General features: G+C 68.9%; 28 protein-coding genes. 11 read left to right on the forward strand and 17 right to left on the reverse strand.

Going from position 1 to position 26,838, the window contains the following annotated elements:
- Positions 1-55 precede the first annotated feature (55 nt).
- The gene (locus tag ACTMO_RS21535; protein WP_019856311.1) at positions 56-1,642 is read left to right on the forward strand and encodes a radical SAM protein; all 1,587 of its coding nucleotides are present in this window, start codon (positions 56-58) and stop codon (positions 1,640-1,642) included.
- Positions 1,639-2,445: a class I SAM-dependent methyltransferase gene (locus tag ACTMO_RS0119240; RefSeq protein ID WP_019856312.1), complete on the forward strand. Its 807-nt coding sequence runs from the start codon at positions 1,639-1,641 to the stop codon at positions 2,443-2,445. The genes ACTMO_RS21535 and ACTMO_RS0119240 overlap by 4 nt, the downstream gene beginning before the upstream one ends.
- 55 nt (positions 2,446-2,500) lie before the next feature.
- Here ACTMO_RS0119240 and hisS read toward each other — a convergent pair whose 3' ends face one another.
- Together hisS and ACTMO_RS23815 are read right to left on the reverse strand one after the other, a co-directional pair.
- Positions 2,501-3,790 (reverse strand): histidine--tRNA ligase, encoded by a 1,290-nt coding sequence (gene hisS / locus ACTMO_RS0119245; RefSeq protein ID WP_019856313.1) that lies wholly within the window; start codon positions 3,788-3,790, stop codon positions 2,501-2,503.
- A 58-nt stretch (positions 3,791-3,848) separates the two neighbouring features.
- On the reverse strand, positions 3,849-4,259 hold the full coding sequence (locus ACTMO_RS23815; protein ID WP_245556260.1) for a hypothetical protein: 411 nt from the start codon (positions 4,257-4,259) through the stop codon (positions 3,849-3,851).
- Here ACTMO_RS23815 and ACTMO_RS24210 point away from each other — a divergent pair.
- Positions 4,237-4,509, forward strand: a complete 273-nt coding sequence (locus tag ACTMO_RS24210; RefSeq protein ID WP_169509088.1) for a peptidoglycan-binding domain-containing protein — start codon at positions 4,237-4,239, stop codon at positions 4,507-4,509. The two genes, ACTMO_RS23815 and ACTMO_RS24210, sit on opposite strands and share 23 nt — an antisense overlap.
- A gap of 142 nt (positions 4,510-4,651) precedes the next feature.
- Here the strand turns inward: ACTMO_RS24210 and ACTMO_RS23175 are convergent, their stop codons facing one another.
- On the reverse strand, positions 4,652-5,896 hold the full coding sequence (locus ACTMO_RS23175; RefSeq protein ID WP_026449415.1) for a hypothetical protein: 1,245 nt from the start codon (positions 5,894-5,896) through the stop codon (positions 4,652-4,654).
- A gap of 536 nt (positions 5,897-6,432) precedes the next feature.
- Here ACTMO_RS23175 and ACTMO_RS23180 point away from each other — a divergent pair.
- The 3 genes from ACTMO_RS23180 to ACTMO_RS0119275 are packed head-to-tail and all read left to right on the forward strand — an operon-like array spanning position 6,433 to position 7,575.
- On the forward strand, positions 6,433-6,603 hold the full coding sequence (locus ACTMO_RS23180; protein WP_157062963.1) for a hypothetical protein: 171 nt from the start codon (positions 6,433-6,435) through the stop codon (positions 6,601-6,603).
- Positions 6,604-6,628: 25 nt separating this feature from the next.
- On the forward strand, positions 6,629-7,126 hold the full coding sequence (locus tag ACTMO_RS0119270) for a hypothetical protein (protein WP_019856317.1): 498 nt from the start codon (positions 6,629-6,631) through the stop codon (positions 7,124-7,126).
- Positions 7,123-7,575 (forward strand): hypothetical protein, encoded by a 453-nt coding sequence (locus ACTMO_RS0119275; RefSeq protein ID WP_019856318.1) that lies wholly within the window; start codon positions 7,123-7,125, stop codon positions 7,573-7,575. The genes ACTMO_RS0119270 and ACTMO_RS0119275 overlap by 4 nt, the downstream gene beginning before the upstream one ends.
- Positions 7,576-7,702: 127 nt before the next feature.
- Here ACTMO_RS0119275 and ACTMO_RS0119280 read toward each other — a convergent pair whose 3' ends face one another.
- The 4 genes from ACTMO_RS0119280 to ACTMO_RS0119295 are packed head-to-tail and all read right to left on the reverse strand — an operon-like array spanning position 7,703 to position 12,976.
- Positions 7,703-9,511, reverse strand: coding sequence for an IucA/IucC family protein (locus ACTMO_RS0119280; protein WP_019856319.1), 1,809 nt, complete (start codon positions 9,509-9,511; stop codon positions 7,703-7,705).
- On the reverse strand, positions 9,508-10,098 hold the full coding sequence (locus tag ACTMO_RS0119285; protein ID WP_019856320.1) for a GNAT family N-acetyltransferase: 591 nt from the start codon (positions 10,096-10,098) through the stop codon (positions 9,508-9,510). The genes ACTMO_RS0119280 and ACTMO_RS0119285 overlap by 4 nt, the downstream gene beginning before the upstream one ends.
- Positions 10,095-11,414, reverse strand: coding sequence for a lysine N(6)-hydroxylase/L-ornithine N(5)-oxygenase family protein (locus ACTMO_RS0119290; RefSeq protein WP_033402095.1), 1,320 nt, complete (start codon positions 11,412-11,414; stop codon positions 10,095-10,097). Before ACTMO_RS0119290 ends, ACTMO_RS0119285 begins: the two co-directional genes overlap by 4 nt.
- A 23-nt stretch (positions 11,415-11,437) precedes the next feature.
- Complete coding sequence (locus ACTMO_RS0119295) at positions 11,438-12,976, reverse strand: pyridoxal phosphate-dependent decarboxylase family protein (RefSeq protein ID WP_019856322.1); 1,539 nt, start codon at positions 12,974-12,976, stop codon at positions 11,438-11,440.
- Between the two features lie 615 nt (positions 12,977-13,591).
- Here ACTMO_RS0119295 and ACTMO_RS0119300 point away from each other — a divergent pair.
- Both ACTMO_RS0119300 and ACTMO_RS0119305 read left to right on the forward strand, forming a co-directional pair.
- Positions 13,592-15,208 carry a peptide chain release factor 3 gene (locus tag ACTMO_RS0119300; protein ID WP_051099122.1) on the forward strand — a complete coding sequence of 539 codons (1,617 nt, stop codon included), beginning with the start codon at positions 13,592-13,594 and terminating at the stop codon, positions 15,206-15,208.
- A gap of 51 nt (positions 15,209-15,259) precedes the next feature.
- Complete coding sequence (locus ACTMO_RS0119305; protein WP_019856324.1) at positions 15,260-16,576, forward strand: MFS transporter; 1,317 nt, start codon at positions 15,260-15,262, stop codon at positions 16,574-16,576.
- Between the two features lie 18 nt (positions 16,577-16,594).
- Here ACTMO_RS0119305 and ACTMO_RS0119310 read toward each other — a convergent pair whose 3' ends face one another.
- The 5 genes from ACTMO_RS0119310 to ACTMO_RS23820 form a co-directional block, all read right to left on the reverse strand.
- Complete coding sequence (locus ACTMO_RS0119310) at positions 16,595-18,472, reverse strand: dynamin family protein (RefSeq protein WP_019856325.1); 1,878 nt, start codon at positions 18,470-18,472, stop codon at positions 16,595-16,597.
- Between the two features lie 9 nt (positions 18,473-18,481).
- The gene (grpE, locus tag ACTMO_RS21545) at positions 18,482-18,910 is read right to left on the reverse strand and encodes a nucleotide exchange factor GrpE (RefSeq protein WP_019856326.1); all 429 of its coding nucleotides are present in this window, start codon (positions 18,908-18,910) and stop codon (positions 18,482-18,484) included.
- 141 nt (positions 18,911-19,051) lie between these two features.
- Complete coding sequence (locus tag ACTMO_RS0119320; protein ID WP_019856327.1) at positions 19,052-20,590, reverse strand: dynamin family protein; 1,539 nt, start codon at positions 20,588-20,590, stop codon at positions 19,052-19,054.
- A gap of 174 nt (positions 20,591-20,764) precedes the next feature.
- Positions 20,765-21,217, reverse strand: coding sequence for an Imm1 family immunity protein (locus ACTMO_RS0119325; protein ID WP_019856328.1), 453 nt, complete (start codon positions 21,215-21,217; stop codon positions 20,765-20,767).
- Positions 21,214-21,387, reverse strand: a complete 174-nt coding sequence (locus tag ACTMO_RS23820) for a DddA-like double-stranded DNA deaminase toxin (RefSeq protein WP_019856329.1) — start codon at positions 21,385-21,387, stop codon at positions 21,214-21,216. Before ACTMO_RS23820 ends, ACTMO_RS0119325 begins: the two co-directional genes overlap by 4 nt.
- Positions 21,388-21,496: 109 nt before the next feature.
- Here ACTMO_RS23820 and ACTMO_RS23825 point away from each other — a divergent pair, with 109 nt between their 5' ends.
- Positions 21,497-21,694 carry a hypothetical protein gene (locus tag ACTMO_RS23825; protein WP_019856330.1) on the forward strand — a complete coding sequence of 66 codons (198 nt, stop codon included), beginning with the start codon at positions 21,497-21,499 and terminating at the stop codon, positions 21,692-21,694.
- Between the two features lie 54 nt (positions 21,695-21,748).
- Here ACTMO_RS23825 and ACTMO_RS0119340 read toward each other — a convergent pair whose 3' ends face one another.
- From ACTMO_RS0119340 to ACTMO_RS0119355, 5 genes are all read right to left on the reverse strand, one after another.
- A complete protein-coding gene (locus tag ACTMO_RS0119340) occupies positions 21,749-22,126 on the reverse strand; it encodes a hypothetical protein (protein ID WP_019856331.1) in 378 nt (125 codons plus the stop codon).
- A 42-nt stretch (positions 22,127-22,168) separates the two neighbouring features.
- On the reverse strand, positions 22,169-22,492 hold the full coding sequence (locus ACTMO_RS0119345) for a hypothetical protein (RefSeq protein WP_084792258.1): 324 nt from the start codon (positions 22,490-22,492) through the stop codon (positions 22,169-22,171).
- A 132-nt stretch (positions 22,493-22,624) separates the two neighbouring features.
- Positions 22,625-23,461, reverse strand: a complete 837-nt coding sequence (locus ACTMO_RS23830) for a hypothetical protein (RefSeq protein WP_245556261.1) — start codon at positions 23,459-23,461, stop codon at positions 22,625-22,627.
- Positions 23,445-23,786, reverse strand: coding sequence for a hypothetical protein (locus tag ACTMO_RS0119350; protein WP_245556262.1), 342 nt, complete (start codon positions 23,784-23,786; stop codon positions 23,445-23,447). The genes ACTMO_RS23830 and ACTMO_RS0119350 overlap by 17 nt, the downstream gene beginning before the upstream one ends.
- A 435-nt stretch (positions 23,787-24,221) precedes the next feature.
- Positions 24,222-24,998: a GntR family transcriptional regulator gene (locus ACTMO_RS0119355; protein WP_019856334.1), complete on the reverse strand. Its 777-nt coding sequence runs from the start codon at positions 24,996-24,998 to the stop codon at positions 24,222-24,224.
- 65 nt (positions 24,999-25,063) lie between these two features.
- Between ACTMO_RS0119355 and ACTMO_RS0119360 the strand changes: the two genes are divergently transcribed.
- Together ACTMO_RS0119360 and ACTMO_RS0119365 are read left to right on the forward strand one after the other, a co-directional pair.
- Positions 25,064-25,501, forward strand: coding sequence for an NUDIX domain-containing protein (locus tag ACTMO_RS0119360; RefSeq protein WP_026449417.1), 438 nt, complete (start codon positions 25,064-25,066; stop codon positions 25,499-25,501).
- Between the two features lie 457 nt (positions 25,502-25,958).
- Positions 25,959-26,138, forward strand: a complete 180-nt coding sequence (locus tag ACTMO_RS0119365; RefSeq protein WP_019856336.1) for a DUF397 domain-containing protein — start codon at positions 25,959-25,961, stop codon at positions 26,136-26,138.
- Positions 26,139-26,838: the final 700 nt, after the last annotated feature.

The raw sequence follows: 26,838 nt of genomic DNA on the forward strand, positions 1-26,838 counted from the left end.
TCCGCTCGCGGACAGTTCCGCTGCGAACCGCCCACCGGACTGGTGGGCTTGCCGCATGACCGAACCGTCCGAGAGTGCCGAGCCCGCCCGGCGCAAACGCGACCGCGACGAGGTGTTCGTGGAGTTCACCAGGAGTGTCTGCCCGGTGTGCAAGGTGGTGGTCGACGCCCAGGTCAACATCCGCGACGACAGGGTGTACCTGCGGAAGCGCTGCCGTGAGCACGGGGAGTTCGAGGCCCTGGTCTACGGCGACGCACAGGCCTATGTGAACTCCGCCCGGTTCAACAAACCGGGCACGATCCCGCTGGCCTTCCAGACCGAGGTCGCCGAGGGGTGCCCGGCGGACTGCGGGCTGTGTCCGGAACACAAGCAACACGCCTGCCTGGGCATCATCGAGGTCAACACCGCCTGCAACCTGGACTGCCCCGTCTGTTTCGCCGACTCGGGCCACCAGCCGGACGGCTACTCGATCACCCTCGAACAGTGCGAGCGGATGCTGGACACCTTCGTCGAGGCCGAGGGCGAGCCGGAGGTGGTGATGTTCTCCGGCGGCGAGCCCACCATCCACAAACACATCCTCGACTTCGTCGACCTGGCCCAGCAGCGGCCCATCAAGGCGGTCAACCTCAACACCAACGGAATCCGTCTGGCCACCGACCGACGTTTCGTCCAGGCCCTGGGCGAACGGAACCGTCCCGGCAACCGGGTCAACATCTATCTCCAGTTCGACGGCTTCGACGAGGCCACCCACCAGGCGCTGCGTGGCAAGGACCTGCGGGAACGCAAACGTCGGGCCCTGGACAACTGCGCCGAGGCCGGGCTGACCGTCACCCTGGTCGCCGCGGTGGAGCGCGGTCTCAACGAGCACGAGATCGGTGACATCATCCGCTTCGGTGTCCAGCATCCGGCGGTGCGTTCGGTCTCGTTGCAGCCGGTCACTCACTCGGGGCGGCACGTGGAGTTCGACCCGCTGAACCGGATGACGAACTCCGACGTGATCGGCCACATCGCCGAGCAGTGTCCCGAGTGGCTGCGCGGGGACGACTTCGTCCCGGTACCGTGCTGTTTCCCCACCTGCCGTTCGATCACCTACCTGCTGGTCGACCACAAGGAGGACCGCACCGACGTGGTGCCGATCCCCCGGCTGGTCGACGTCGACGACTATCTGGACTACGTGAGCAACCGGGTGGTGCCCGACCACGAGCTGCGTCAGGCGCTGGAGAAGCTGTGGAGCGCCTCGGCGTTCCCGGGCACCGAGACCACGGCGGACAGCCTGGAGACCACCGCCGCCGAAGCGGAGTGCCGCGCCTGCGGCATCGACCTGCCGGAAGCGGCCCGGGGACTGGCCGACAAGGCGTTCATGATCGTGGTGCAGGACTTCCAGGACCCCTACACGCTCAACGTCAAACAGCTCATGAAGTGCTGCGTGGAGGAGATCACCCCCGACGGGCGGATGATCCCGTTCTGCGCCTACAACTCGGTGGGCTACCGCGAGCGGGTCCGCGCCGAGCAGTCCGGGGTGTCGGTGGCCGGGGTGGTGCCCAACGCCGCCGAACTGCGCGAGGTGCTCGTCGACTCCCCCTACGGTTCGAAGAACGCGGCCGGAGACACCGAGGCCTCCAGTGAGGGGGAGACGTCATGACCGAGGAGAGCGTTCCCGCCGACCCAGCCGCGATCAAGGACTGCTGCGCGGCGGCCTACGGGCACGACGCGGTCGCGCTCGTGCTCGGCGAGTCCTACCACCCCGGTGGGCGCGCGTTGACCCGGACGCTGGCCGAGAAACTCGGGGTGACCGAGGGCGAGTGGGTGGTCGACGTCGCCGCCGGACCCGGAGACACCGCCCGCCTGCTGGCCCACGAGTACGGGGCGCACGTGGAGGCCACCGAACTCAACGCGGACACGGTGCGTCGGGCCCGGGTGGCCACCGAACAGGCCGGGCTCACCGGCTGGGTCCGGTTCCACTCCGCCGACGCCGAACGGCTGCCGCTGCCCGACGGGATGTTCGACGCGGTGATCTGCGAGTGCGCCTTCTGCACCTTCCCGGACAAACCCGTGGCCGCCGGTGAGTTCGCCCGGCTGCTGCGTCCCGGCGGGAGGGTGGGGATCGCCGACGTTACCGTGCGGGAAGGGGGGCTGCCGGAGGAGCTGGCCTCGCTGGCGGGCTGGATCGCCTGTGTCGCCGACGCCCGGCCGCTGTCCGAGTACGCCGCCCTGCTGAGCCGGGCCGGGCTGCGGGTGGAACACACCGAACGGCGCGACGGGGCGCTACGCGAGATGATCGACACGATCGACGCCCGGGTCAGGCTGCTGCGCATGACCGTGCCCGACCGGCTGGAGGCCCTCGGGGTGGATGTGGACGCCGTGCTCGAGCACACCCGCGTCGCCGCCGAGGCCGCCGCCGAGGGTGTGCTCGGCTACGCCCTCGCGGTGGCCCGCAAGCCCTGACCCGCCGATCCGTCCCGTCCTCCGGTGACGGGACGGTTTCCGCGCGGGGGAGGGGTCAGCGGGTGATCGGTGTGACCGTCTCGGCCAGCTCGTCCAAGGTGGTGGGCTGCTGGTCCCCGGTGCTCAGGTCGCGCACGGTGACGTGGCCGGTGCTCCAGTCGTCGGGGCCGACGATGACCACCGCGCGCGCCCCGGCCTTGTCGGCGCGGCCGATCTCCTTGCCGAGCTTGCGGACCTCCAGCGGGGTGGTGGTGCGCAGCCCGGCCGCGCGCAGCCGGGAGGCGGCCTGTCGGGCCGCGTCGAACAGACCGTCCTCGGTGGGCAGCACGACCACGTCGACCCTGTTGTCCGGTTCGGGCAGCAGCCCGTGGGTGCGCAGGAAGTCGAACAGGGTCACGTCGCCCATGCCGAACCCGAAGCCGGAGACCTCCTTGGGGGAGTACAACCCGACCAGATTGTCGTAGCGGCCCCCGCCGAACAGGGAGCGCCGGTTCTCCGGGTTGGTGTCGAAGACCTCGAAGACGGTGCTGGTGTAGTAGTCGAACCCGCGCACGATCAGCGGGTCGACCTCGATGAGCTCACGCGCCTCGGTGTTGAGCACCTCGATGAGCTTCGAACGTGCGCGGGTCTGTTCGGACAGCATGTCGAGCACACCCTCCCCGGCGGTGACGACCTCGCCGAGGCGTTCGAACTGCTTGTCGCTCAGCCCGGCCGCGTGGGCGTCGGTGGAGAGCTGTTCCCACGTGCTCTTCTCCCACCGGTCGATCAGCCCGGCGGTGGCGCGGGCCTGCTCGTCGTCCAGTCCCAGGATCTCGCGGAAGATCCCGTCGAGCAGCACCCGGTCGCTCATCCGGATCCGGTACATGTCCCGGCTCGCCCCGAGGGCGCCCATCATCGCGTGGACGAGTTCGACGAACTCGACCTCCACGGCCGAGCTGGTCGAGCCGAACAGGTCGACGTTGATCTGCCAGTGTTCGCGCACCCGGCCCTTCTGGGGGCGTTCGTAACGGTGGCAGTTCGGGTGGGAGTACCAGCGCACCGGGAACGTCAGCCCACCCATGTTGCCCGCGATGATGCGGGCCACCGAAGGCGTCATCTCCGGGCGCAGCGCCAGTCGCCGCCCGCCCTGGTCGGTCAGGGTGTACAGCTGCTGCTCGACGATCTCCTGGGAGGACTTGGCCTCGTAGATCTCCACGGGCTCCAGCTGGGGGCCGTCGTAGCGCTGGTAGCCGAACGACTCGATGACCTCGTAGAGCCGATGGAACACCTGCTGCCGTGTCGACATCTCCGCGGGCAGGAAGTCCCGCGTTCCCCGGTACGGCTCGGTCGGCAGGTAGTCGGCCACGATGATCCCTCGAACAACCGGTTGACGTTATGGGCCGGTGCCCAGGGTAGTCGACGGCTCACGCGACCGTGGGGCGGCCGTGTTCCCGGATGTGGCCGGTGCTCGCACGGTGCGGCGTGTCGCGTGTCTCGGTGGGTTCCTCCTCCGGAAGGAACACAGCGTCGAATGACTTCCTGTGAAGATGTGCTGCTCTGACCGGGTGAGATTGATCGGAACTCTTGCTCCCTGCCGGAAAGTGCGGAAAAATGAGAAATTCATCATGGGGTTGATTTTTCGAGGAAAGAGTTTTGATGAATACGGGAATTTCGAAACGTGTGGCCGCGACGGTCGGAACGACCGCCATGGTTGTGCTGTCCTCGTTGTCCTTCGGCACCGCCGCGGCACAGTCGTCGAGCCTCGCGCTGCCCAGTTGTACGAGCACGATCACCGCGCCCGCGGGAGCCGAGGTGCCCACCAGTGGCAACGGCACCGAATGCGTACTGGGGTCCGGGAACCAGGGATCGGCCGTACGGGCCCTCCAGCGGCATCTGCGTGCCTGTAACGGCCAAAGTATTCAGGTTGACGGTATATACGGGCCGAACACGCGCGCCGCCGTGTGGAACGTGCAGGACGCGCACGGAATTTCCCGGGACGGAGTGTACGGTCCGCAGACCCGGGACGCGATGATGTGGAGCTGGGGAGCGGGAAACTGCACCAATTTCTATTCCCTGTGGACCTGACGCCCCGATCCCTCCGGTAAAGTCCGGAAACAGCACGGCGCGCGTCACGGAAAACCGGTTCCGGTAGGAAACGAGACGTCCCGACATCCGGAGGATGTCGGGACGTCGTCGCTGGCGGAATCAGCGGGGTGTCGAGGGCGGGTCAGGATTTTTCGACGATGATGATGGCCCCCTGCTCCCCGGGGGCTCCGCGCTGACCCGGCGTACCCCGTTCACCGGGTTGCCCGGCATCGCCCTGACGGTCGAGTTCGCAGCCACGGTTGGAGAAGCTGGTGTTTCCGCTGCCTCCGGTGCCGCCGCGGCCGCCCGCGCCGCCGTCACCTCCGTCTCCGCCGCGGCCACCCGCTCCGTAGCTGTAGGTGGTGGACCCGATGGTGTGACTGATCGCGGCTCCGCCGGAACCTCCGGTGCCACCTTTTCCGCCGGCACCGCCCGCGCTGCCCGGCGCGTAGGTGTCCCCGTTGGGGTCGCAGGCGGGATCTCCGGCTGCGCCGTCCGAGGTGATCCGACCGGGTTCGCCCTTCGTGCCGGTGGACCCGGGGTTGCCGTGGTGCTGCTCCACCGTGGTCATACCCGGTCCGAAGCACTTGCTCTTGGTGGCACCCTTACCGCCGGGGCCTCCGGGCCGGCCTGCCTGACCGCCGCCGTCGGCTCCCGCGCCTCCCGCGCCGTTACCGGCCAGCAGCAGACCGTTGGAGCCTCCGCCGCCACCGGCGCCGCCACGGCCCCATCCACCGGGGTTGTCGCTGTTGGCTCCGCTGCCGGCGATCGCGGAAGGCTGGTTGGGGCGCGGTTCCTTGGAGGGGCCGAAGGTGATCTCGGTGTCCCATTGGGTGCCGTTGCCTCCGCCCCCGTAGGCTCCTTTGCCGTTGCGTCCGCGTTCACCGTCGCTGCCGCTTCCGTCGACGTTGGCCCCGCCCTGTCCGGCAGCGCCGCCGGGATTCACGACACCGCCCTTTCCGCCGTTGCCGCCCTTGTGGACAAAGTAGTGGGCGGTGCGGGGCATCTTGGGAGTCACGGTGAGGGTGCAGACGGTGAGCGCTCCGGAACCGCCTCCGGAGCCGCCCGCGGCGCCGCCACCTCCCTGGCCGCCGGCGCCGCCGCCACCGCCTTTCTCGCCGAGGAGGTTACCGTTACCTCCTCCGCCACCACCGCCGCCGGAACCGCCTGCGGCACCGCCGGCACCGCCGCCGCCTGCTCCCCAGACGTAGAGGGTGACGGTCTTGGTGTCCTTGTTCAGGGTGAACCTGCCACTGCCGGTCTTGTCGAGCACCGTCACCGTGGGTTCGGTCTCGCTCGGCTGAGCGTGCGCGGCGGGAACGCTGAGTACGGCCGGGATCAGCACGGCCGCGCCCATCGCGGCCTGGACCGGTCGGGTGCGCCGCATGTGCCCCCCTTCTTGTTGCGAATAGTTTTCGGCATATGCCAGCCGGCGATCATGTCCGCTTCGTCCACTGTGCGCAAGCTTCCGTGCTCCGAGAGTGAGCTGTTCCACTGTGGCCGGTGTGGCGCCCTGTCGGGTTCGGACCACCGGGTGGAGAAGGCTCACGGAAACGAGGTGTTTCTGTGACGTTTCCCGGATTCTGTTTCGCGGTGAAGATTCCGCTTGTCCGTTCCATCCGGATGTTCGGATTCTGTCGGTTGTGATTCTTGTCATTGTTCGACGAGTTGACTCGCTTGTTGGTGAATTTCTAACGTGATCAACACGCCGGGAACGGCGAAGGTCAAAAATTCGGTCAACGGACTATTTCACGAGAAGTGTGTTTATGCTCGCGACACGAAAGAAGATCGTTTCCGCGGTGACGTTGGGCCTCGTGGTTTCTGTCCTCGGTGCTTCGGGTGCCTCCGCTCAGCCCCGCGTGGCTGAGCCGGTTTCCGATACCGTCGTGTCCGGTAACGCCGGTGGGTAACGGTATTCCACTCATGAAGGCGCTCAAGCTGATCAAGAAAGCGAAAGCCCTTTACGGAAGTTTCAGTGAACTGGTCAGAGCCATCAACAAAGGAACGGCTCGGCAGGACTTGGGGCCTGAAGCCCTCAATATTCTCGCTCAACTGACCGGGGTCGACGGTATTATCACCGGTTGCTTCACCTGAGTCGTGATGGTGTCGAGGAGTGCCGATGGAAGAGCGGGACAGCACAGGGGTGCGACTCTACAAGCTGTGGTTCGAAACCTTCTTGGGTTGGATCACCGAAGCTTTTCTGTGCTGGTGCATCATCCCGATCCAGCTCCTCGCCGCGTGGTTTAGCGGCACCTGGACCGGTATCGGCTGGCTCAACACGCTGTTGCTGGTGGTGCTGGCCTGGGGGCTGCGTTCCCCGGTGTTCCTCCTCGCCCGTAACTCACTGGGATCTCCCCAGGAGGACGACACCTATGATCGTCGACAGGTGATACCGGCGACCGTCATCGGGCGTGTGGTGTCGAACGCGGTGGCTTTCACGCTCGCCGCCTCGAACCCGCTGGCCGGGGGTTTGGTGGGCCTGGCGGCCGGGGTGGTGGCTGCCGGGGCTGAACTCCTGATTACTTTCCCCCCGCGTCGTGACGAGGAGGGCTTTCAGCAACGAGAAGCCGAGTTCCGGCGGGAACTGCGGGAGATGCGGGAGCGCGGGGAACTGTGAACCGAACACCCGCGAACACCTCCCACCGCGGTCTCTTCCGCCGTGCCGTGCGGGTCGCGATTCTGTTCGAGGCGGCGGCGCTACCGATCACCCTGGGGGGAGCCGGCCTGGTTTGGGGCCTGACGCGTTCCAACGCCGCGATCGGTCTCGGCGCGGCGACGATCGGTGTCGGGCTGTCCATAACGTTGTCCGTGTGCGTCGGGGCCGCTCTCCGGACGTGGTACCACACCACCCACGCGAGTGCCCGTCAGTTCTGGGCGGGGGTGAGTCTCGCCGGTGCCGCCGGGCTCCTGGCGGGATGGTTACCCGGTGCCGGGCACCTTCCGATGGCGTTGTTCGCCGCCGTGAGCCTGGTGGTCCTCGTGCGGGCTCCGGTCGCACTGCTGGTCAGCGCCGGAGTCGCCGCCGTCCCGGACGAGCCCACGCCCCCGTGGTGTCCGCTGTCCTAGTGCGGGTTCGCCCCGTCGGAAACCGAATCAGGGCTGCAGGAGGACGACCGGAGACAGGAACAACGGGGTGAATCCCCGCCGACCCGGGTGGTCGCCTCCGGTGGAGACGACCACCCGGCGGGTCGCGTCACCGCCCGGCCGCCGCGACCTCGGCGGCGTGGGTGGCCAGCGGGTTCTCCAGCGTCCCGGCGAAGGCCAGCGCGCTGCTGGGGTCCTGCAGGTCGACCATCTGCTCGTTGTTGCCCAGTTGCAGCCTGTTCAGGCAGGACAGCGAGAAGCGTTCGACGAACAGGTCGTGACGCCGGAACTTCCCGGCCAGCTCGGGGACGTCGCGCTGGTAGTCGCCGACGCACTCGGCCACCACCCGCCAGAAGTCCTCCTCACCCAGCAGCCCCTCGGTGGACAGGATCGAGCACAGGAAGCGGAAGAAGCAGTCGAAGACGTCGGTGAGCAGGGACAGTTCCCGCAGGTGCTCCGGCACCACCGAGCGGATGCGTTCGATCTCGGCGGGCAGCTGTCTGTCCGCGTCGAGCACCGCGATCTCCTCGGCGATGTCCTTGAGCAGCACCCGGGTGGGCACCCCCTCGTCGAGGACCAGGATGATGTTCTCCCCGTGTGGCATGGCCACCAGGTCGTGGGCGTAGAACAGGTGCAGCAACGGCCGCAGGTAGGCCTCCAGGTACCGCCGCAGCCACTCCTCGGCGGCCAGTCCGGAACGACCGATCAGCTCGGCGACCACCGAGTCCCCGAAGCGGTCCACGTGCAGCAGCGCGGCCATGCTCACCAGCCGCTGCCCCGAACGCAGTTTCGGCACCGGGCTCTCCCGCCACAGCGCGGCGAGCATCTTGCGGTAGGGCGAGCCCTTGGCACCGGCGGCCTCGTAGTACTCGTTGTGGTAGCCGACCGCGGCCCGCTCCCGCAGGATGTCGAAACCGGTTCCGGCCAACACCGGGTCCTCGGCGATCAGCTTGGACAGCCAGTCGTTGATGGCCGGGGTGGCCCGCATGTACTCCGGCGACAGCCCCCGCAGGAACCCCATGTTGAGCACCGAGATGGCCGTTTTCACGTAGTGCCGTTCCGGGTGGCTGCGGTTGAAGAAGGTCCGGATGGACTGCTGCGGCTGGTACTCGTCGGGGCCGGTGCCGAGCGGGACGAGGTTGTTGCGCGCCACCTCGGCGGCGAAGGTGATCGCGAGTTTGTTCTCCCACTGCCAGGGATGCACCGGCAACAGGTAGTACTCGTCCGGGTCGAGCCCGCGCAGCCGCAGTCTCCGGTCGAACTCGGCGCGGGTGTGTTCGTCCAGCTCGGAGGTGACCAGCTCCCGGTAGTCGGTCTCGGCCGAGACCGTGAAGGTGCAGTGTCGCCGGTGCGCGGCCGTCCACATCAGCGCGACCGTGCCCCCCGCCTCGGGGGCGTAGTCCAGGAACTCCCGGCTGTCGAAACCGATGCGTCCGCTGTTTGCCACGAAGCACGGGTGGCCCTCGGTCAGCCCGGCCTCCACCGCCTGGAACCCGGCGTCGAGTAGCTCCGCCGACCGTGTGGCCGGGGCGGAGAGCTTGAACGCCATGCTGGCCAGGGTGCTGCTGATCTCCTCCAGGTAGACGGGCAGCATCTCCGTGCGCAGCCCCAGGCTCCGCCGGAACTCCAGGAACAGCGCGAGCGCGTCCAGCGGCTGTTCGGCCCCCTCTGAGTGCCTGGTGATGCTGTCGGCCTCGACCCGCCAGTGGAACAGGCTGCCCAGCCGGGCCGTGAAGTGGTAGCGCACCAGGCCGTCGTCGCTGTCGAGCCGGTAGCGCCCCTCGGAGGTCTCCACCGGCCGCAGTAACCGTTCGTGGGAGAACTCGGCCAGTGCCTTGCGCACCAGTAATCGGTTGGCGGTCTCCCAGTGTTCGGGGGTGAGGTGGGCCGCCGGGTCACGGGAGTAGGGCTGGTTCAACGGGGGACCTCCTGCTCGGTGGCGGGCCCGGTCAGGCTCGCGTGGTACTGGGAGCGGGTGCAGGTGCTGAGCAGCGCCGTCTTGCCCGGCAGGGAGACGGTGTCGAGCTCCTCGAAGCCGACGGCCCGGTTCATCCGGTGCACGGCGGTGTTGCGCACGTCCGGTTCGACGACCACCCGCTGGTTGGCCGGGTCGGCGAACAGCAGTTCCATCACGGTGCGCAGCACGGCCAGCGTGAACCCGTGCACCGGGGTGTCGGTGGGGGCGACCAGGAAGTGCATCCCCACGTCGCCGGGCTGGATCGTGTGTACCCCGTCCAGGTCGCTGCCGACGAGGTCGTAGCGTTCGGCCACGAAGGCGGGGGTTCCCTCGTGCAGGCCGAGCAGCGCGTCGTGGCCCGGGGTGGCGGCGATGCGGTGGAACTGTCGGGAGACGTCGTCCACGGTGGCCTGGTTCATGAGCCAGAACGCGGACTTGGGGTGGGTCAGCCAGCGATGCAGCAGTTCCACGTCGCCGTCGGGGTCGACGTGGCGTACGGCGAACTCGCCGAGTCGGTCGTCGGTACGCCTGAACACGATTCCGGTCATGCTGCCGGGTCCTTTCGGGCCTGGTCCTGCTGGGGGGCGGCGAAATCCTGGAAGGCGATGGAACGTTCGATCGGGTAGTACTCCTTGCCGAGCATTTCCCGGATGATGCACGAGTTGCGGTAGGCGGCCATCCCCAGATCGGGTGTGACGAAGCCGTGGGTGTGCAGTTCCGCGTTCTGCACGAAGATCTCGGAGCCGGCGTGGTCGACGGCGTAGTTGCGGCCCACGTCGAAGCGCCCCCGCTCGTCCCAGGCGATCCGGTCGCGCACGGGGTCGAGCAGTTCGGGCACCTCGTAGCGGTAACCGGTGGCCAGCACCAGGCCCTCGGTGTCCAGGGTGAACTCCTCACCCTGTTCCTGTTGCCGCAGCCGCAGCGTGTAGCGGCCGTTCGCGGCGTCGTAGGAGGCCGAGGTGACCGCGGTGTTGGTCATCAGCCGCGTGGGGCAGCGGCGGCCGAGGTTCTTGACGTAGAGCAGGTCGAAGATGTGGTCGATCAGGTCGGCGCTGATCCCCTTGTACAGCCCGCGTTGGCTGGCCAGCAGGGACCGCCGGGTCTCGTCGGGCAGCGAGTGGAAGTAGTCGACGTACTCCGGAGAGGTCATCTCCAGGGTGAGCTTGGTGTACTCCAGCGGGAAGAACCGCGGGGAACGCGTCACCCAGTTGAGCGTGTAGTCGTGGTCGTCGATCTCGTTCAGCAGGTCGTGGTAGATCTCGGCCGCGCTCTGCCCGCTGCCGACGATGGTGACGCTGTCCTTGCCCAGCAGCGACTTCCGGTGTCGCAGGTACTCGGAGTTGTGGATGGCGTCGCCGCCCACCCCCTGGCAGGACTCGGGAACATAGGGCGGGGTGCCGGTGCCCAGGACGATCCGGCGGGCCCGGTAGGTCTCGACCTCGCCGCTGTCCACCCTCGTGGCGTGGACCAGGTAGAGCTCCTCCTCGGCGTCGTGGGTCACCGAGGTGACCCGGCGGCCGAAACGGACGCTGTCGAGTTTGCGCGCCGCCCAGCGGCAGTAGTCGTTGTACTCGGCCCGGGGCGGGAACCAGTCGGCGCGGATGTAGAAGGAGTACAGCCTGCCGACCTCCTTGAGGTAGTTCAGGAAGGAGAACGGCGAGGTCGGGTCGGCCAGCGTCACCAGGTCGGACAGGAAGGGCGTCTGTAGGGTGCTGTTTTCCAGCATCATCCCGCCGTGCCAGTCGAAGTCGGGTTTGCTGTCCAGCAGCACCCCGTTCAGTTCGGCTATCGGCTCGGTCAGGCAGGCCAGGCCCAGGTTGAACGGGCCGACCCCGATGGCCGCGAAATCGTAGGTCGTTGACATGCGGGCTCCGGTTCGGGTCTCGGTCATCCGGCGTGGCGGTGCGGGGCCGCCTGGTCCGGTTCCTTCAGGTACCGCTCGGCGTGTTCGGCGATGAGCTCGTTCACCTCGGCGATGTCGTTCAGCGTGGTTCTGGGGTTGAGCAGGGTGAACTTCAGATGGGTCCGTCCGTCCACGACGGTTTCGGCCACGGCCGCGACCCCGGAGGAGTACAGCGCCTGGCGGGCGTGCATGTTGGCCCGGTCGCAGAGTTCGGGGCTGACCTGTTCGGAGGGGACGTAGCGGAACACCAGCGCGCTCAGTTCGGGGCGGGTCACCACCTCGAAGCGGGGGTCGACGCTCAGCATTCCCCAGGCCTGCTGGGCCAGGTCCAACACCCCGTCGAACAGGCGGCCGAGCTGCTCCGGGCCCATGATGCGCAGGGTCAGCCACAGTTTGAGGGCGTCGAAGCGACGCGTGGTCTGGATGCTCTTGTCGACCTGGTTGGGGACGCTGTCCGCGTGGTGCTCGGGGTTGAGGTAGTCGGCGTGGTAGGTGACGTGTCGCAGGGTGGTGTGGTCACGTACGAGGACCGCGCTGGAGCTGACCGGCTGGAAGAAGGACTTGTGGTAGTCCACCACCACCGAGTCGGCGTGTTCGATGCCGGACAGCGAGGGGCCTCGTTCGGAGACCAGCAGTCCGCAGCCGTAGGCGGCGTCCACGTGCATCCACACCCCGGCCGCCGCGCAGCGCTCGGCGATCTCGGGCAGCGGGTCGATGCTGCCGAAGTCCGTGGTTCCGGCGGTGGCCACCACGGCCATCGGGATCAGCCCCTGTTGGCGGCAACGTTCCAGCTCCCGGTCCAGTTCGGAGGGGATCATCCGCCGTCGTTGGTCGCAGGCGACCGGCACGACCGCCTCGCTGCCGAGGCCGAGCAGCTTGGCGGCCTTGACGATGCTGAAGTGGCTGTCCGTGGCGGTCAGGATCCGCATCCTGGACAGTTGCCAGCCGGTTTCGGGGCTGGTGGCCTGCCCGGCCAGGGCCTGCTCACGCGCGATCAGCAGGGCTTGCAGGTTGGACTGGGTGCCGCCGCTGGTGAAGATACCGTCGGCCCGTTCGCCCAGGCCGAGTCGTCCGGCGGTCCAGTCGATGAGCTGTCGTTCGATGAACGTGCCGCCCGCACTCTGGTCCCAGGTGTCCAGTGAGGAGTTGATGGCCGAGCCGATCGCCTCGGCCAGCAGGGCGGGGATCACCACCGGGCAGTTGAGGTGGGCGAGGTAGCGCGGGTGGTGGAAGTGCACGGCGTCCCGCAGGTAGACCCGTTCGAGTTCCTCCAGCGCCTCGTCGGTGCTCCCCAGTGGATCGTCCAGGTCGATCCGGCGTACTTGCGGTTCGAGCAGTTCGGGGGCTACGCCGGTGGTGGGGCGGTCCCTGCCGGTGAGTTCGGCGACCACACGTTCCACCCCGCGCAGCACGGAGTCGCGGTAGTGGGCGGTGTTGCGTTCGTCCAGCAGCTGGGTCTGTGGGTCAGCCGGTCGTACTGAACTCCCGGACGGTTCCTCGGCCTGGGAAGCGAGGAAACTCATGCTCCGTCCTCCTCGTGGTCGGAATCTGGGGTGGAGCTCCGTGGCGGTGGGGCCCGGAAGGGCGTGTGGCGTCGGTGTCGGGTGCTGCTGTCGTCCGTGGGTGGCGGTTCGCGGACACGACCCCCTCGGAGAAGGTTAGCCTAACTTTTCGAGAACTTAGGCTAACCTATGCGTCCTGGCCTGTGGGGTGAGAACGTTCACGAAAACCGACGCCGGTCGGCCTGTTGCGCTCCGCACCGGGAGCGCTTCCATCCCGGGACGTAACCGAGAGGCTGACAGTGGTGCGGAGCAGGAGACGGTGACCGGTCGGGGCCGAAGTGGGATGCGGCGTGGCACTGGCCAGGATGGCCACAATTCGGCGGTGCGGACGTGGCCGCCTCGCGCGGCGTTCGGCCGGAGACACTCGTCACGGCGCGTCCCCACATCCGCGAAACCTAACCTTACGTAAGTGTTATGTTGTTTCCCCGGGTGTGTCCGTGGCGACGGGAACCGCAAGGACGTGTCCTCCGCCCCCGGTAGCGGGGCGTCCCCCGGAGAGCACACCGCGAGCCGGGACGTGAGCGTGTGCCCCGGCTCGGCACGGATCCGTCGAATTCCCCGTAGCGGTTGGCAACGATGAGTCAGACACGGCAGTCCCCGGAAGCCGACCGGGTGGCCGACCCGGTCGCCGAGGCCGGACGACGGCGCACGTTCGCGGTGATCAGTCACCCCGACGCGGGCAAGTCCACCCTGACGGAGGCGCTGGCGCTGCACGCCAGGGTGATCTCCGAAGCCGGCGCGGTGCACGGCAAGGCCGGGCGGCGCGGCGTGGTCTCGGACTGGCTGGCCATGGAACGCGCCCGCGGGATCTCGATCACCTCGGCGGCGTTGCAGTTCTCCTACCGCGACCACGTGGTCAACCTGCTGGACACCCCGGGCCACGCGGACTTCTCCGAGGACACCTACCGCGTGCTCTCGGCGGTGGACTGCGCGGTGATGCTGGTGGACGCGGCCAAGGGACTGGAGGCGCAGACCCTGAAGCTGTTCGACGTCTGCCGCCACCGGGGCATCCCGGTGATCACCTTCGTCAACAAGTGGGACCGCCCCGGCCGCGAGGCGCTGGAGCTGTGTGACGAGCTGCGCGAGCGTATCGGCCTGCGCCCCATGCCGCTGACCTGGCCGGTGGGCATCGCGGGACAGTTCCGCGGAGTGCTGGACCGCATCACCGGCGAGTTCGTGGGCTTCGAACGCACAGCCGGCGGCGCCACCGTCGCCCCCGAACACCGGATGTCGGCCGCCGAGGCCGCCGAACGGGTCGGCACCGAGTGGCGGGACGCGGTGGAGGAGGCCGAGCTGGTCTCGGCCTCCGACGGGGATATGGACGTGGACGCCTTCCTGCGGGGAGAGGCCACCCCGGTGCTGTTCGGCTCGGCGGTGCAGAACTTCGGGGTGCGTCACCTCCTCGACCTGCTGCTCGAACACGCTCCCTCCCCCGGCCCCCGCGAGGACGTGCACGGGCGCCCCCGTGAGCTGGACGCGCCCTTCTCGGCCTTCGTGTTCAAGGTGCAGACCGGCATGGACCCGGCCCACCGGGACCGGGTGGCCTTCGCTCGGGTGTGCTCCGGGGAGTTCGAACGCGGCATGGTGGCCACCCACGCGGCCACGGGGCGTTCCTTCGCCACGAAGTACGCCCAGCAGGTGTTCGGCCAGCAGCGCGAGACCGTGGAACGGGCCTATCCCGGTGACGTGATCGGGCTGGTCAACGCCTCCGCCCTGGGGGTGGGCGACACCCTCCACGCCGGGAAACCCCCGGTGCACTTTCCGGGGATGCCCCAGTTCGCCCCCGAGCACTTCGCCGTGGCCCGCGCGGTCGATCCGGGTCGTTCCAAGCAGTTCCGCCGGGGCATCGAACAGCTCTTCCAGGAGGGGGTCGTGCAGGTGCTGCACTCCGAGCACCGGGGTGACGCCGCCCCGGTACTGGCCGCGGTGGGGCCGATGCAGTTCGACGTGGTGACCCAGCGCATGGAGGCGGAGTTCCGCTCGCCGGTGAACCTGGAGCGGCTGCCCTACAGCGTCGTGCGCATCGTGGCGGACCCGCAGCAGCGTCCGATGCTGCACACCCACAACAGCGAGGTCCTCGACCGTCCCGACGGCACTGCCCTGGCCGTGTTCGTCGACCGCATCTCCCTGCGTTCCCTGCTGCGGCTGCGTCCCGAGCTGCGCCTGGAGCACGTGGTCGCCGACGCCGAGTGATCCCCGGTCGAACGCGCGAGTTTCCCGAAGCAGAACAGGAGTTCCCGTTCCGTGCCCGAGGCCCCCGTCACCCCGGTCCCGACGCCCACGCCCACACCCGATCCCCGCTCCCGTATCTACCTGGGACGGGTGATCGCCTCGGCCTCGGTGGCGTTGGCGTTGACGGCACCGGGGCAGACGGCGGCGATGTCCGTCTTCGTGGATCCGCTGATCGACTCCCTGGGGCTGTCCCGCACGGTGGTCTCCACCGCCTACATGGTCGGCTCCCTGTCGGGGGCGTTGATCATGCCCGTGCTGGGACGGCTGATCGACCGTTTCGGCCCCCGTCGGGTGATGACCGCCGTCGCGGCCTGCTTCGGAGCCATCCTGCTCGCGGCGAGCGCGGTCACCGGGATCATCGGCCTGACCGCCGCGTTCGTCGGCCTCCGTGTGGGCGGGCAGGGCGCGCTGAACCTGGTGGCCACCACCACGGTGGCCGTCTACGTCCACCACCGACGCGGCTTCGCGATGGGGGTGACCACCGCCGTGGGCACGGCGGGGATATCGCTGGCCCCGGTGCTGCTGGAACACCTGGTCAGTGACTTCGGCTGGCGCACCGTGTGGGCTCTGGAAGGGGCGGTGGTGCTCGCCGCCGTGCTGACGGTGTCGTTGCTGGTGCTGCCCCGCGTTCCGGCGAAACCTCCGGTGCGGGAGGAGCACACGGAGGCGGGGAACTCCGGCCGTTCCGGCCCCGCTCAGGGGCCGCTGGTCGACTGGACCCTGCCCGAGGCGGTCCGCACCGGCATGTTCTGGACCGTGGCCGCCGGGGTGGGGGTGTGCAGCCTGGTCAGCACCGCCCTGAACTTCCACCAGCTCTCGTTGCTGGGCGAACGCGGTCTCACCGCCGCCCAGGCCGCCGCCACCTTCGTCCCCCAGACCCTGGCGGGGCTGGCGGCCAGTTTCGTGCTCGGTTGGCTGGCCGACCACGTCTCCGACCGGGTGCTGATCGTGGCCATGATGGTCGTGATGGCCGCCGCGACCGCCGGGGCGGGCTGGGTGCACCCGGGATGGACGGTGGTGGCCTACGGGATGGCGCTGGGGATCTGCAACAACGGCCTGCGCACACTCGAAGCCGTCGCCTTCCCGCGCTGTTTCGGGCTGCGACACATCGGTGCCATCCGGGGAGTGGTCCACTCGGTCACGGTCGGCGCCTCGGCGTTCGGGCCGGTGCTGCTCGCCCTGGGCAGGTCCTGGACGGTGTCCTACCGTCCGGTGCTGCTGGTGCTGTGCCTGCTGCCCCTGGCGGTGGTGCTCGCCGCCCTCCTCGTCCGCCACCCACCGCCGGTGCCGCCCGGCCGCGAGGAGGAGGTCCTCGAACAGGGCGCGTGAGCCACGGGGCCAGGCGGCTCAGGCCGGGCGGTCCCGTAGCTCGCGGATGCGTTCCAGCAGCGTCGTCACCTTCTCCCGGCCGGTGGTCAGCTCCTCCAGCCGCCGGTTGACGGTGCTCAGCCGCCGCTCCCGTTCGGCCGAGTCCAGCTTCAACGCCCGGTCGACCTCGCGCAGCTCGCCCTCGATGGCCTCGACCCGCCGGTGCAGCGCGTCCTCCAGCGCCAGGGAGAGCTGCTGCTCCGCCTCGATGAGCTGTTCGGAGACCGCCTGTTCCAGCGCCGAGCGCGACTCGGCCACGGCCTCGGTCAGCCACTGCTTCAGGTGCTGCTTGTCGGCGGCGTGTCTGCGGGTGCGGGCCATCCACCACCCGGCGCCCAGCCCCAGCGCGAGGGTCAGCGGCAGCACCACCGGGTTCAGCACCCCCACTCCCAGCCCGGCCAGCGGCAGGGCGGCGGCCCGGCCCACACCGAGCCCGCCCGAAACGCCCATGAACACCAGCAGCCGGTCCTCGGCCGTGGCCGGACGTCGATCCGGGGGGCGTGGGGCGACCGGTGCCCGTGGTCCCCGGGCGAACTGGGAACGGACCACTCCCAGTTCCTCGGGGGTGAACAGCTCGGCCAGGCACGCTCGGGCGAGTTCGTCCAGCCGACGGGACAGCAGGGTGGAGACCCGGCCGGAGACCAGCCGCAGCGCCGCGTCCACCTCTCCGGGCAGCCGTTCCAGCCGCGTCCGGTCGGCGGAGTCGATCTCGCGGCGGAACCGGTTGTGCACCTCGCGCATCCGGTCGGCCACCTCGTGGTTGGCCTCCACCCGGGCCCGCTGGATCCGCGTGCGCAGCCGCACCTGCCAGCCCCGGGTGGAGGACCTGCGTTCGGCGGTCAGCTCCTCCCGCCTGCCACGCAGCGACTCGATCTCGTGTTCGGCGCGGGTCAGCCCCCTGCGTTCCGACTCCAGTGTGGACACCTGTTCGTCGAGCACTGTGGACAGTCCGCGCAGGGCGTTGGCCTCGGCCAACATGGCCGAGCGGTTCGCCAGTCTGGTGCGCAGCTCCTCGCGCAGCTCCTCCACCCCGCAGCGTCGCCGCAGCAGCTCCGCCGCCTCGGCATCGGGGGCCCGTGTGGCCAGCTCGGCCAGCCGCGCCGAGACGGGGTGGAAGGGGGCGGCGGCGAAACGCGGGGCGTGGGTGGCCAGCAACTCCCGGTCGGCCTCCAGCACCCGCCGCCATTGCGGATGGCGGTCGGTCTTGGTCAGCGCGAACACCACGGTCTCCACGCGGTCGCTCACCCGGCGCAGGAAGTCCAGCTCGGCCCTGCCCAGCGGGGCCGAGGCGTCCACCACGAACAGCAGCGCGCTGGCCGAGGCCGCCGCCTCGGCGGCCAGCTCGCCGTGGGCGGAGTCGAGCCCACCCACACCCGGGGTGTCGACCAGCTCCACGTCCTCCAGCAGGCCCAGCGGGGCCGTGACGTCGAGGTAGTGGGGCGGAGGTTCCCCCTCGGGGGGTTCTCCGTCGTCGGTGGCCCGTCGCCGCAGTTCCTCCACGGGGAAACGAACGGACTCGCGGGACGGGTGACACGCCCGGCCCGCCCACTCGGGACCGTGTCGGAACCACAGGTAGGTGGCGGTGCCCGCCGCCGCGTCCACCGGCGAGAGGCCCGGCGTGTCCAGCAGGGCGTTGACCAGCGCGCTCTTGCCCCGCTTGGTCTCGCCGAGCACCACCACACCGGGCACCGACCCGCGCGCGGCGCGGATCTTCTCCACCCACTCGGCGGCCTCCGGATCCGTCTCGCGCAGCAGCGCGACGAGCGCCTGACGGGTCTGTTTGACCTGCGTGGGAAGCTGCGTGGCCGCCACCAGCTCGGCGTTGGGCAGTTGGTCCAACGGGGACTGCGAGGACATGGTCCGGTGTCAGGGCTCCGCCGTCTCGGTGCTTGGGCTCGTTCCGGGGCTGCCCGCCGTCGCGGCCGGGCCACGGGCATCGTCCCCCTCGCCGGTGCGTTCCCGTTCCGGGGCCGGGTCCAGGCGGTAGACCGTCACCACCGGGGGACGCACCATGCGGCCCCGGTCGGCGAAACCGAGCGTCTCGGTCTCGGCGACCAGCCCGTCCAGGGTGTGGTCGGCGGTGGCGACGACGCCGCCCGCCTCGTGCCGCGCCGGATCGAACGGCTCGCCCCTCGGGCGCAGGGCGGTCACCCCGACCGAGTCCAGCCCCTCCTCCAGGCGTTCGGTGACCCCGGTGCTGCGTGCCCGGTCGAGGGCGTACACGCACAGCCGGATCAGCGTCTCACGTTCGGAGACCGCCCGTTCCAGTGGATCGGCGAGTGGTTCGTTGCTCAAAGCTGGCCTTCTGTACTTCCGATGTGGACCTCTGCCGTGCGGGACAACCCCACGGCGGGAAAGGGACTCCCCGACGGTTTCGACGCGCTCACGGGCCGTTCGGTTCCACCGGAGGGGTGAACGCCGTGCCTACGGCGCCGCTCACCCGCTCGTGCCCCGGAGTTGGCGCCAGATCAGGAAGTAGGCGCGGTGCACCACGTGGGCCACCCGGCTCTGCGCCGGCGTGGATCCGAGGGAGGCGAAGGAGCGCCACCAGCGCGCTCGCTGTAGGGCGAACTCCCGCATCCGCTCCGCGGAGGCGCCGGGCATCCCGAGCCGTTCGGCGAAGTCCTCCGAGGAGCCCAGCCGCAGCACCTCGTCGAGCAGGTCCGCCGGAAGCTCCACCTCGCCGGAGGAGACCGTGGTCAGCGCCTCCAGCAGCCTCAGTTGGTGCGCCTGCGGCTGGGTGAGCAGCGCCTCGATCCCGTCGTGCAGCATCCGCCGTTCCCGTTCCCCGGCCCGGCAGCGGGCCACGGCGGCCAGCGAGGCCAGCCCGGCCGCCGCCTTGATGCCGTCGGCCCGGCCCCGGAACACCGAGTTCACCCGCGCGCGCAGGGCGGGCAGGCCCGAACGCCGCCGCAGCGCTTCTCTCAGCCGTCCCGCCGTGACCGTCGGGTCGGCCTCGATCTCCTCCAGCGCGCACCGGATCCCGTAGAGGTCGAGCAGCCGCAGCAGCCGTGTTCGCGTCTCGGTGGGCACCGGGCACTCCCACTCGGTGAACAGTTCGCCGGAGAGCAGCATGGTCCGCCTGGTGGCGGGGTCCATCCGGGCCAGTTGGTGCAGCGCGGTGGCGTCCGCGTCGGTGAACTCGGGGCTCTCGGCGGTTTCGGCCAGCAGCGCGATCAAGGGGACCACGTCGGTCACTTTCGGGCCGAGTCGCCGGGCCTGTTCGGCGGCCAGCGCCTCCGCCGAGGTCCAGGGGTCTTCCTGGCCGTCGCCCGCCGAGCCCGGTTCGACGGTGTCGGCCTTGTTCAGCACGCCCACCGCGTTGGCCGGGCCGGCGGGACGTTCACCGGTGGCGGCTGCGAAGGTGTCCAGGGCGTGCCGGTCGTCGGCCCGCGCCGACTGGGTGAGCACGTAGAGCACGGCCTCGGCGCCCAGCACGGCCCGCCGCGAGACCGGGTCGAGCCGCTCGCCGGGTGGTGTCCGCTCGGCGCCGAGCACGGTTTCCGTGCGGGCCACCGAGGACTCGTCCGGCGAGCCCAGCCCGGGGGTGTCGATCACGGTCAGGTCGCGCAGCACGGCGTTGGTCAGGTACACCTCGACGTGCGAGACCCGTTGCCGGTCCACGCCGAGGTCGGCGGGCACTGTCGCCTGTTGGGTGAACGGCAGCGTGTGTGTGGTGCCGTCGAGCAGCACCACCTCGATCCGGTCCACCGTCCCGTAGCGGAAGCGGGTGACCACCCGGGTGCACTCACCCACGTCGGTGGGGGCCACGTTCCGCCCGATCAGCGCGTTGACCAGAGTGGACTTGCCCGAGGCGACCCGGCCCACCACCGCCAGTTGCAGGGGGGCACTCAGCCGTTCCAGCACCTCGTCCACCCCGGCGGCGGCCTCCGCGCCGAGGCGGGGGCGCAGTTCCGTGCACAGCCGGGCCACCGCCGCCGACAGCGGCCCCCGTACCTGCTGCTGAACGGTCAACCCCGGTCCTTTTCGCCCGTGCCTCCGCGCCGCCTCCTCGACGGCGGGGCAGAGTCTAGCGCCGCGGGGGCGTGGCCCGGTTTTGCCTAGAACCGGCCCACCACGGACCGTCCCCGCGCGTGCGGGGAGCACCACCGCCGTCTGTGTCCGCACGTGGTGGGATACAGGCGGCGGTCAGATCCATTGGCCGAGTTGCCAGTGGATGCAGGTGGGGCGCCTTCCGGTGTGGCAGTACTCGGTGAGGGCGTGGCGGGCTTGGTCCAGCGGGATCGAGGCCGTGGCGGGGAAGAACAGCTGACCTTCGGGGTCGAACAACAACGGGGGTGTGTCCTCGGTGGCGTGGGGGTTGTAGGAGTCGGCGAGATCCTGCTGTTCCGGTGTGCCGTCGTGGTAGCTGATCGCGGCCCACCCTTCCGGATGTGTGCTGATCCTGAGTCGGTGTGGTGGGAATTCGTCACCCGCGCCGTCGTCGCTTTGGCGACACGGGCGATCCCAGGAGTAGACCTGCGAGTGGGGTGTATCGAGAACAGCGTCGATGATCTCGGTGATCTCCTCGGGAGTGCGGGCGTAGTGGAACCGGTGGCCGAGGATGCCGGTGACGACCGGAAACGGTGTGGTGGTGGTCATGGCCGGGCCTCTCCGTGAACAGTGACGGGATGCTGTGTTCCGGGTTCCCAGACGACCAGTGTGGACCCACGGGGCAGGATGGCGCGCACTGCTACGAAGCACCGTTGTTGCCCGGTGCACATGTCCTTGTTCAGTACGATGACGCCGTAGGTCTGCACGGTCTCGCGCATCCGTCGGGCGTGTTTCGTTGTCGGTGGGCACACGCGGCAGGGCCGAAGGATGCGGCAGGCTGGGCGGGGCCTCGGTGTTCACGCCGAGGGTGGCGAGACAGTTCACCAGGTGTTCTTGGGACTGCCCGCACAGCCCCAGGACTTCGTCGACGAGCTCGCGGGTTCGCTGGAACAGCGGCAGCGCCTGCCGTGTGTCCTCGTTCGTGCTGGTTCCGGCCGGTTGGTGCAGTTGCCTGCCGAGCTCGTCCAGCCTGGTCCGGGTGTCCTGAAGCCCCTCGGTGGGTGCGGTGTCGAGGATCCGCTGTAGCCGGGCGCTGATCTCCTCAAGCATCACCGGCGGGTTTGGCGGGAAGGCCCGACATCAGCCCGCGTGCGCCTGGGGCTGGTGGTGGGGGCACTGGAGAGGGGTCAGCGGGTCGAGGTGCAGATAGGTCGTCCCGTCGGGGGTGTGCACGGTGGCGGCCACGGGGTGTCCGGCGGCCAGGGCGGCGGTGGCCGGGCAGGAACAGTCCCGTGGTCGCGGACCCTTCGGAAGGGGAGCGTTCCACCGCACTGTGAGGGCCCGCTGCCGGTAGCCGGCGAGGGTGTCAGTCAGCCAGGCGGTCCCGTCCTGAGGGGTGAGTGTCACCGCTTGCAGGGGGTGGCGTCTGCGGTGGGTGCTGGTGGTGGCGGTGGTGGTGACGAAGGCGTGCCAGTGCAGGCCGCGCTCGCGCCAGGCGGTGGGCAGGTACTCACTCATGGGGGTGTCTCCTGGGAGGTTCGAGGAGGGGAGCCGGTCGGGTCAGGCGAGGTGGACCGCGATCGCCAGCAGGGTGAGTTCGAGGGTGTAGACCACTGGTAGAGCTAGGCCGAGGGTGGTGGTTTTCTTGGTGTGCCATCCGCCGAGGCGGAGTCCGGCGAGGCCGGTCCGCCAGGTCAGACAGTCCAGCCCGGCCAGTAGGGTGTGCTGGCCCAGCTGGATCTGGCCCGGTTGGGTGAGGTGGCCGAGCAGGTCGGCCAGCAGGAGCACGGTGACCCAGGTGTTGTAGGCGAAGCCGGCCACGGCCAGGCCTGCTCCGGTGCATTCGCGCAGCAGGATGGTGGTCACCGGAGACCGAGAGGACATAGGAGGTTTCCTTCCACCAGGTAGGGAATCCCCGGCCGGGCAGCTTCAGGACCCGGGGTGGCCGCCCGGCCGGGGTGGTGCCGCCGAAGCCAGGGAGGGGGCGGGGCTCCGGCGGCGGGTGTGTGGGCTGGTTCAGCTCAGGTGGTGCTCTGCCGTGCGGGGGTGGGGGATGAGTCCCGCCGGGTGCGGGCCGGTGTGGGGTGTGGGGTGTGGGGTGGTGATGTGTCGGAGGCGTGCTGAGGGGATGGGGCGTGGGGGTAGGTAGTCGATGGCGTGCAGGCATGGCCCGCATATCGCGTGGTGGGGTTGCTGGGGTGGGTCGTAGCCGGAGTGGCTGTGGTGAGGGTTGTGGACGGTGTGCCCGCAGGCGCCGGTGGCCCGGTGGCTGTGGGGGCTGACGAATTTCTCGCTGGCGTGCCAGCGTGATTCCCGGCGGCCGACGAACCAGGTGCGGTCCAAGTCCGGCTGCTGGTGCAGGCGTGGGAGTTCGGCCGTGGTGGGGGCGGCATCGCCAGCCATGCCAGCACCGCCGTGAGGGTCGTCAGCAGGGCCAACGCCTGGGTCAGTTCGGCCATGACGGTCTCCTGTCGCTGCTCGGAACGGGGCCGTGAGGCGGGAAAGAACGCGGGTGAGCATGGTGGTCGCCTCGGGGGAGGTCGGTGGGAAACGGCGCGTGTCGAGCCGGGCCAGCTCGCACAGCCAGGGTTCGTAGGTGTTCAGCGGGCTCGCCAGGGGGCGGTCACTGGCCGCGATCAGAAAGCACAGACATTCCGGGCAGTAGTGGTGCCAGCCCGGCACGATCCGTTGCGGGGGCTGCTGCGGCAGCCGGATGCGAACCCCGCAGAAACAGGCCAGCAGCCCGCGCCCGGCCCGAGCACACGCCTGGCGCCGCCGCATACCGGTGGCGTGGATGATCCGGGAGTCGGTGGCGACCACGAAGCGGCAGCGGGACTCACTCGGCCACGGCATGGGTCACCACCCGCCCCCGGAGGCCGGCCACCGCGATCGTGTAACAACACGGGGCACACACCTCGGGCTCGGCCTCACACTCAACAAGGCCGGTGATGGTGGCCAACTCAAGCCGCACCAGACACAGCGTCAGCACCCACGAGCTCGTATAGCTGGCCGGGTGGTGTTCGAGCGCGTGCAGCCGGGGTGTCTGCCCCCACCGGTGGTCGGCCTCGATGGGGGCCCGCACCAGAAACACCGGACTCCGCGGAGACAACGGCCGCATGTCACACCACCCCCAGCGCAGGGTGGTGGTGGCCCCACCGAACACGACGCGTCCTGACACGCGTCACACCAAGCGCTAACATGACCAACGCTCCCCTTCAGGAGAAACGGCTGACGGAGCACCCCCGCGTGATGCTTGCCGGCTTGCACGCGGGAACCAGCCCGCTCGTCCGGTGGCGGCCACCACCGGACGAGCGGTCGAAGGTGCATCCACTTTGCCCAGTGAGGGCCAGGGTGGCGCCCCTTTCTTCTCTTACGGACGACCGGAGCACGCTGTCTGGTCCTTGTTCGTTTCTGCCCTGGAGCATCTTCGGGACACCTGGCGCCATGGAGCGTTGAACACCGCGCTCACACCAGCGGAAGCATGCACAACAGCAGTCACGGTGACCTCCAGACAGTCATATACAGTCATGTCTAGTCGTCTATGTAAGTAGTACGATACACACCTCTAGACGAGTTTTCAATCTGCCGAGACTGCCCTGTTCGGGTGAAGAGTTCAGCGAGCGGGGAAGTCGTACTCCAGGACGAAGGCGGGAGCCGCCTTGACCGTGTCGCACACCTCGACCGCGCGGCCCCGAGAGTCGTATGCGGTACGAACCACACGCATAACCGGCACCGAGGTTCCCAATCGCAACAGGTCACGTTCCCGCTCTGTGGGCATACGAGCGGTTACCTCCTCGGTGAAATGCTCAAGAGTGTGTCCTGCGTCCTCGATACGAGCGTAGATACCACCCGGCCCGGTGTCCGTTTCCGCTATTCTCGTACCTTGCCCGATATCTCCGGGTATGTACGAGACGGCGATCTCCACCGGAACACCGTCCGACAAATAGCGACGAGAACGAACGATAACGATCTCGTTTTCGGGAATCCGCAGGCGTTGTTGAATCTCGACGCTCGGGTGTTCTTCGGTGACGCGAATACTGTCCACCGAAGGGACAGCTCCGGATTTTTCGGACTCGGCCAGGAAGGCGGCCTTCCCCTGATCCCGATAGCGACGAGCGAACCGGTCGGAGGCCAGGCGTCGAACGGGAACCGTACGACGCACGAAAACTCCGCGGCCCTGCTCCGAGACAACCAGGCCTTCGCTTTTGAGCTCCTGCAACGCCTGGCGTGCCGTCATACGGGCCACACCGTAGTGTTCCATCAGCCTCGCCTCGGAGGGAAGTTTCTCCCCCGCGACCAAGCGAGCGGACCGGATCAGAACTCGGAGATCATCAGCGATCTGCTTGGAGGGGGAACGATCGCTTGTGCGGTCAATCGCGCCCAGTTGCACGTACACCTCCAGACGTCCAGACAAGTGCTACTATACACGGCGGAAACGTTTTCCGGGAGGCCGCCATGACGGACATGCCAAAGCACTCTGTCAGCGTGGCTGGCATCGTGATCAACGAGAAGGACCAGGTTCTTCTGATCCAACGTCGCGACAACGGACGATGGGAAGCTCCGGGCGGTGTCCTCGAACTCGAAGAAACCCTGGAAGACGGAGTGAAACGCGAAGTTTTCGAAGAAACCGGCGTTTCCGTCGACGTCGAACGTCTGAGCGGCACGTACAAGAATCTTTCCCGAGGAATCATCGCTCTCGTATTCCGCTGTCGCCCCCTGTCGGGAACACCTCACCCCACCGACGAAAGCGCCCACGCAGGTTGGTTCGACCTCCACGACGCCCTGAGCAGAATGAGTGAGGCCTACGCGGTACGCGTCACGGACGCCTTCACCGAGACTCCACCAGTCCGCCATCACGACGGCGTGACCGTGACCCGGTCACTACCCACATGAACTCCGAGGCGGAGCCGGGTTCGGAAACCACACGCTCTACATCGACGGCGTGAAAGCGGGCGAGTTCGACCATCTCGTTTGATCATCCGGCACAAGGCCCCTGCCTGTGGGGCCTTGTGTGTCTGGCAGGCTCTCCGCCCGGGAGTACGGGACCACGAGCGGAACGAATCCTGTGACGGGAACGCCAGGCTCGTCTGCGCCGCCATGATCGGCTCGTTCGTTCTGGTCAGGTTTCCAGACGAGGACACACCTGCCTTCGTCTGTGTGGAGAACGACCGTGGTGGGGTTTACCAGGAAAATTCCCGGGGGCATCGAGCGCCATACCCTGGTGTGAGAGCAGCTTGCGGCGTTGGCTTACACCGAAGACGACACTCGCGCGTTGCTCGAACGGTTAGTTTCGTCCTGAGGAACGACCTCGGAAGGAGCCAGGGATACTTCGGACAGTCTTACGGATGCCGTGTGGCGCAAGAGTAGCCGCAGCAACCAAGGCGGCAACTGCGTGGAGGTTGCCCGGAACCTGCCGGGAACCGCGCTTGTCCGGGACAGCAAACTCGGCCAGAACAGTCCCGTGTTGCCGTTCAGCAGGACCGCCTGGACCTCGTTCCTCGACGCGGTCAAAAGCGACCATCTCGCGTGACCCGGTAGCCGACACCAGCGCCCCGGGCGACCGGGGGCGCTGCTTTCGTGTCCCCTCCTGAGAGGGAGGCCAGTTTTCGGCGAAATCGGCTTCCGCTACCGCGCAGGCATGCCCGCCGTGCGGGAATCCCCCGTGATCCCTCGCCGGCCCCGGAGGGCCGGCGCCACATCCGGGAGCGCTACGGGCGCGCGCCGACGTCGAAGGTTGCGATCCTCGCCGGCCCCGGAGGGCCGGCGCCACCCAGCAGGCGGCCCAGCGCGCTGAGTCCACCGCCATCGTTGCGATCCTCGCCGGCCCCGGAGGGCCAGCGCCACCCGAGGAGGACTGATGTTCGGCAAGAAGAACGACAAGTTGCGATCCTCGCCGGCCCCGGAGGGCCGGCGCCACCATGACTGTCCGCGCACCACGCACCTTGTTCGATGTGGTTGCGATCCTCGCCGGCCCCGGAGGGCCAGCGCCACCCGAGGAGGACTGATGTTCGGCAAGAAGAACGACAAGTTGCGATCCTCGCCGGCCCCGGAGGGCCGGCGCCACCCAGCAGGCGGCCCAGCGCGCTGAGTCCACCGCCATCGTTGCGATCCTCGCCGGCCCCGGAGGGCCAGCGCCACCCGAGGAGGACTGATGTTCGGCAAGAAGAACGACAAGTTGCGATCCTCGCCGGCCCCGGAGGGCCGGCGCCACCCAGCAGGCGGCCCAGCGC

The sequence above is a fragment of the Actinopolyspora mortivallis DSM 44261 genome (assembly GCF_000384035.1).
Classification (GTDB): domain Bacteria; phylum Actinomycetota; class Actinomycetes; order Mycobacteriales; family Pseudonocardiaceae; genus Actinopolyspora; species Actinopolyspora mortivallis.

Excerpts from the sequence above, each read along its gene's own strand:
- ACTMO_RS21535 (WP_019856311.1), top strand. The coding sequence starts at position 56 with ATGACCGAACCGTCCGAGAGTGCCGAGCCCGCCCGGCGCAAACGCGAC.
- ACTMO_RS0119240 (WP_019856312.1), top strand. The coding sequence starts at position 1,639 with ATGACCGAGGAGAGCGTTCCCGCCGACCCAGCCGCGATCAAGGACTGC.
- ACTMO_RS23175 (WP_026449415.1), bottom strand. The coding sequence starts at position 5,896 with ATGCGGCGCACCCGACCGGTCCAGGCCGCGATGGGCGCGGCCGTGCTG.
- ACTMO_RS23180 (WP_157062963.1), top strand. The coding sequence starts at position 6,433 with ATGAAGGCGCTCAAGCTGATCAAGAAAGCGAAAGCCCTTTACGGAAGT.
- ACTMO_RS0119270 (WP_019856317.1), top strand. The coding sequence starts at position 6,629 with ATGGAAGAGCGGGACAGCACAGGGGTGCGACTCTACAAGCTGTGGTTC.
- ACTMO_RS0119285 (WP_019856320.1), bottom strand. The coding sequence starts at position 10,098 with ATGACCGGAATCGTGTTCAGGCGTACCGACGACCGACTCGGCGAGTTC.
- ACTMO_RS0119290 (WP_033402095.1), bottom strand. The coding sequence starts at position 11,414 with ATGTCAACGACCTACGATTTCGCGGCCATCGGGGTCGGCCCGTTCAAC.
- ACTMO_RS0119295 (WP_019856322.1), bottom strand. The coding sequence starts at position 12,976 with ATGAGTTTCCTCGCTTCCCAGGCCGAGGAACCGTCCGGGAGTTCAGTA.
- ACTMO_RS0119300 (WP_051099122.1), top strand. The coding sequence starts at position 13,592 with ATGAGTCAGACACGGCAGTCCCCGGAAGCCGACCGGGTGGCCGACCCG.
- ACTMO_RS0119310 (WP_019856325.1), bottom strand. The coding sequence starts at position 18,472 with ATGTCCTCGCAGTCCCCGTTGGACCAACTGCCCAACGCCGAGCTGGTG.
- ACTMO_RS0119325 (WP_019856328.1), bottom strand. The coding sequence starts at position 21,217 with ATGACCACCACCACACCGTTTCCGGTCGTCACCGGCATCCTCGGCCAC.
- ACTMO_RS23820 (WP_019856329.1), bottom strand. The coding sequence starts at position 21,387 with ATGCGCGAGACCGTGCAGACCTACGGCGTCATCGTACTGAACAAGGAC.
- ACTMO_RS0119340 (WP_019856331.1), bottom strand. The coding sequence starts at position 22,126 with ATGAGTGAGTACCTGCCCACCGCCTGGCGCGAGCGCGGCCTGCACTGG.
- ACTMO_RS0119345 (WP_084792258.1), bottom strand. The coding sequence starts at position 22,492 with ATGTCCTCTCGGTCTCCGGTGACCACCATCCTGCTGCGCGAATGCACC.
- ACTMO_RS23830 (WP_245556261.1), bottom strand. The coding sequence starts at position 23,461 with ATGCCGTGGCCGAGTGAGTCCCGCTGCCGCTTCGTGGTCGCCACCGAC.
- ACTMO_RS0119360 (WP_026449417.1), top strand. The coding sequence starts at position 25,064 with ATGACGGACATGCCAAAGCACTCTGTCAGCGTGGCTGGCATCGTGATC.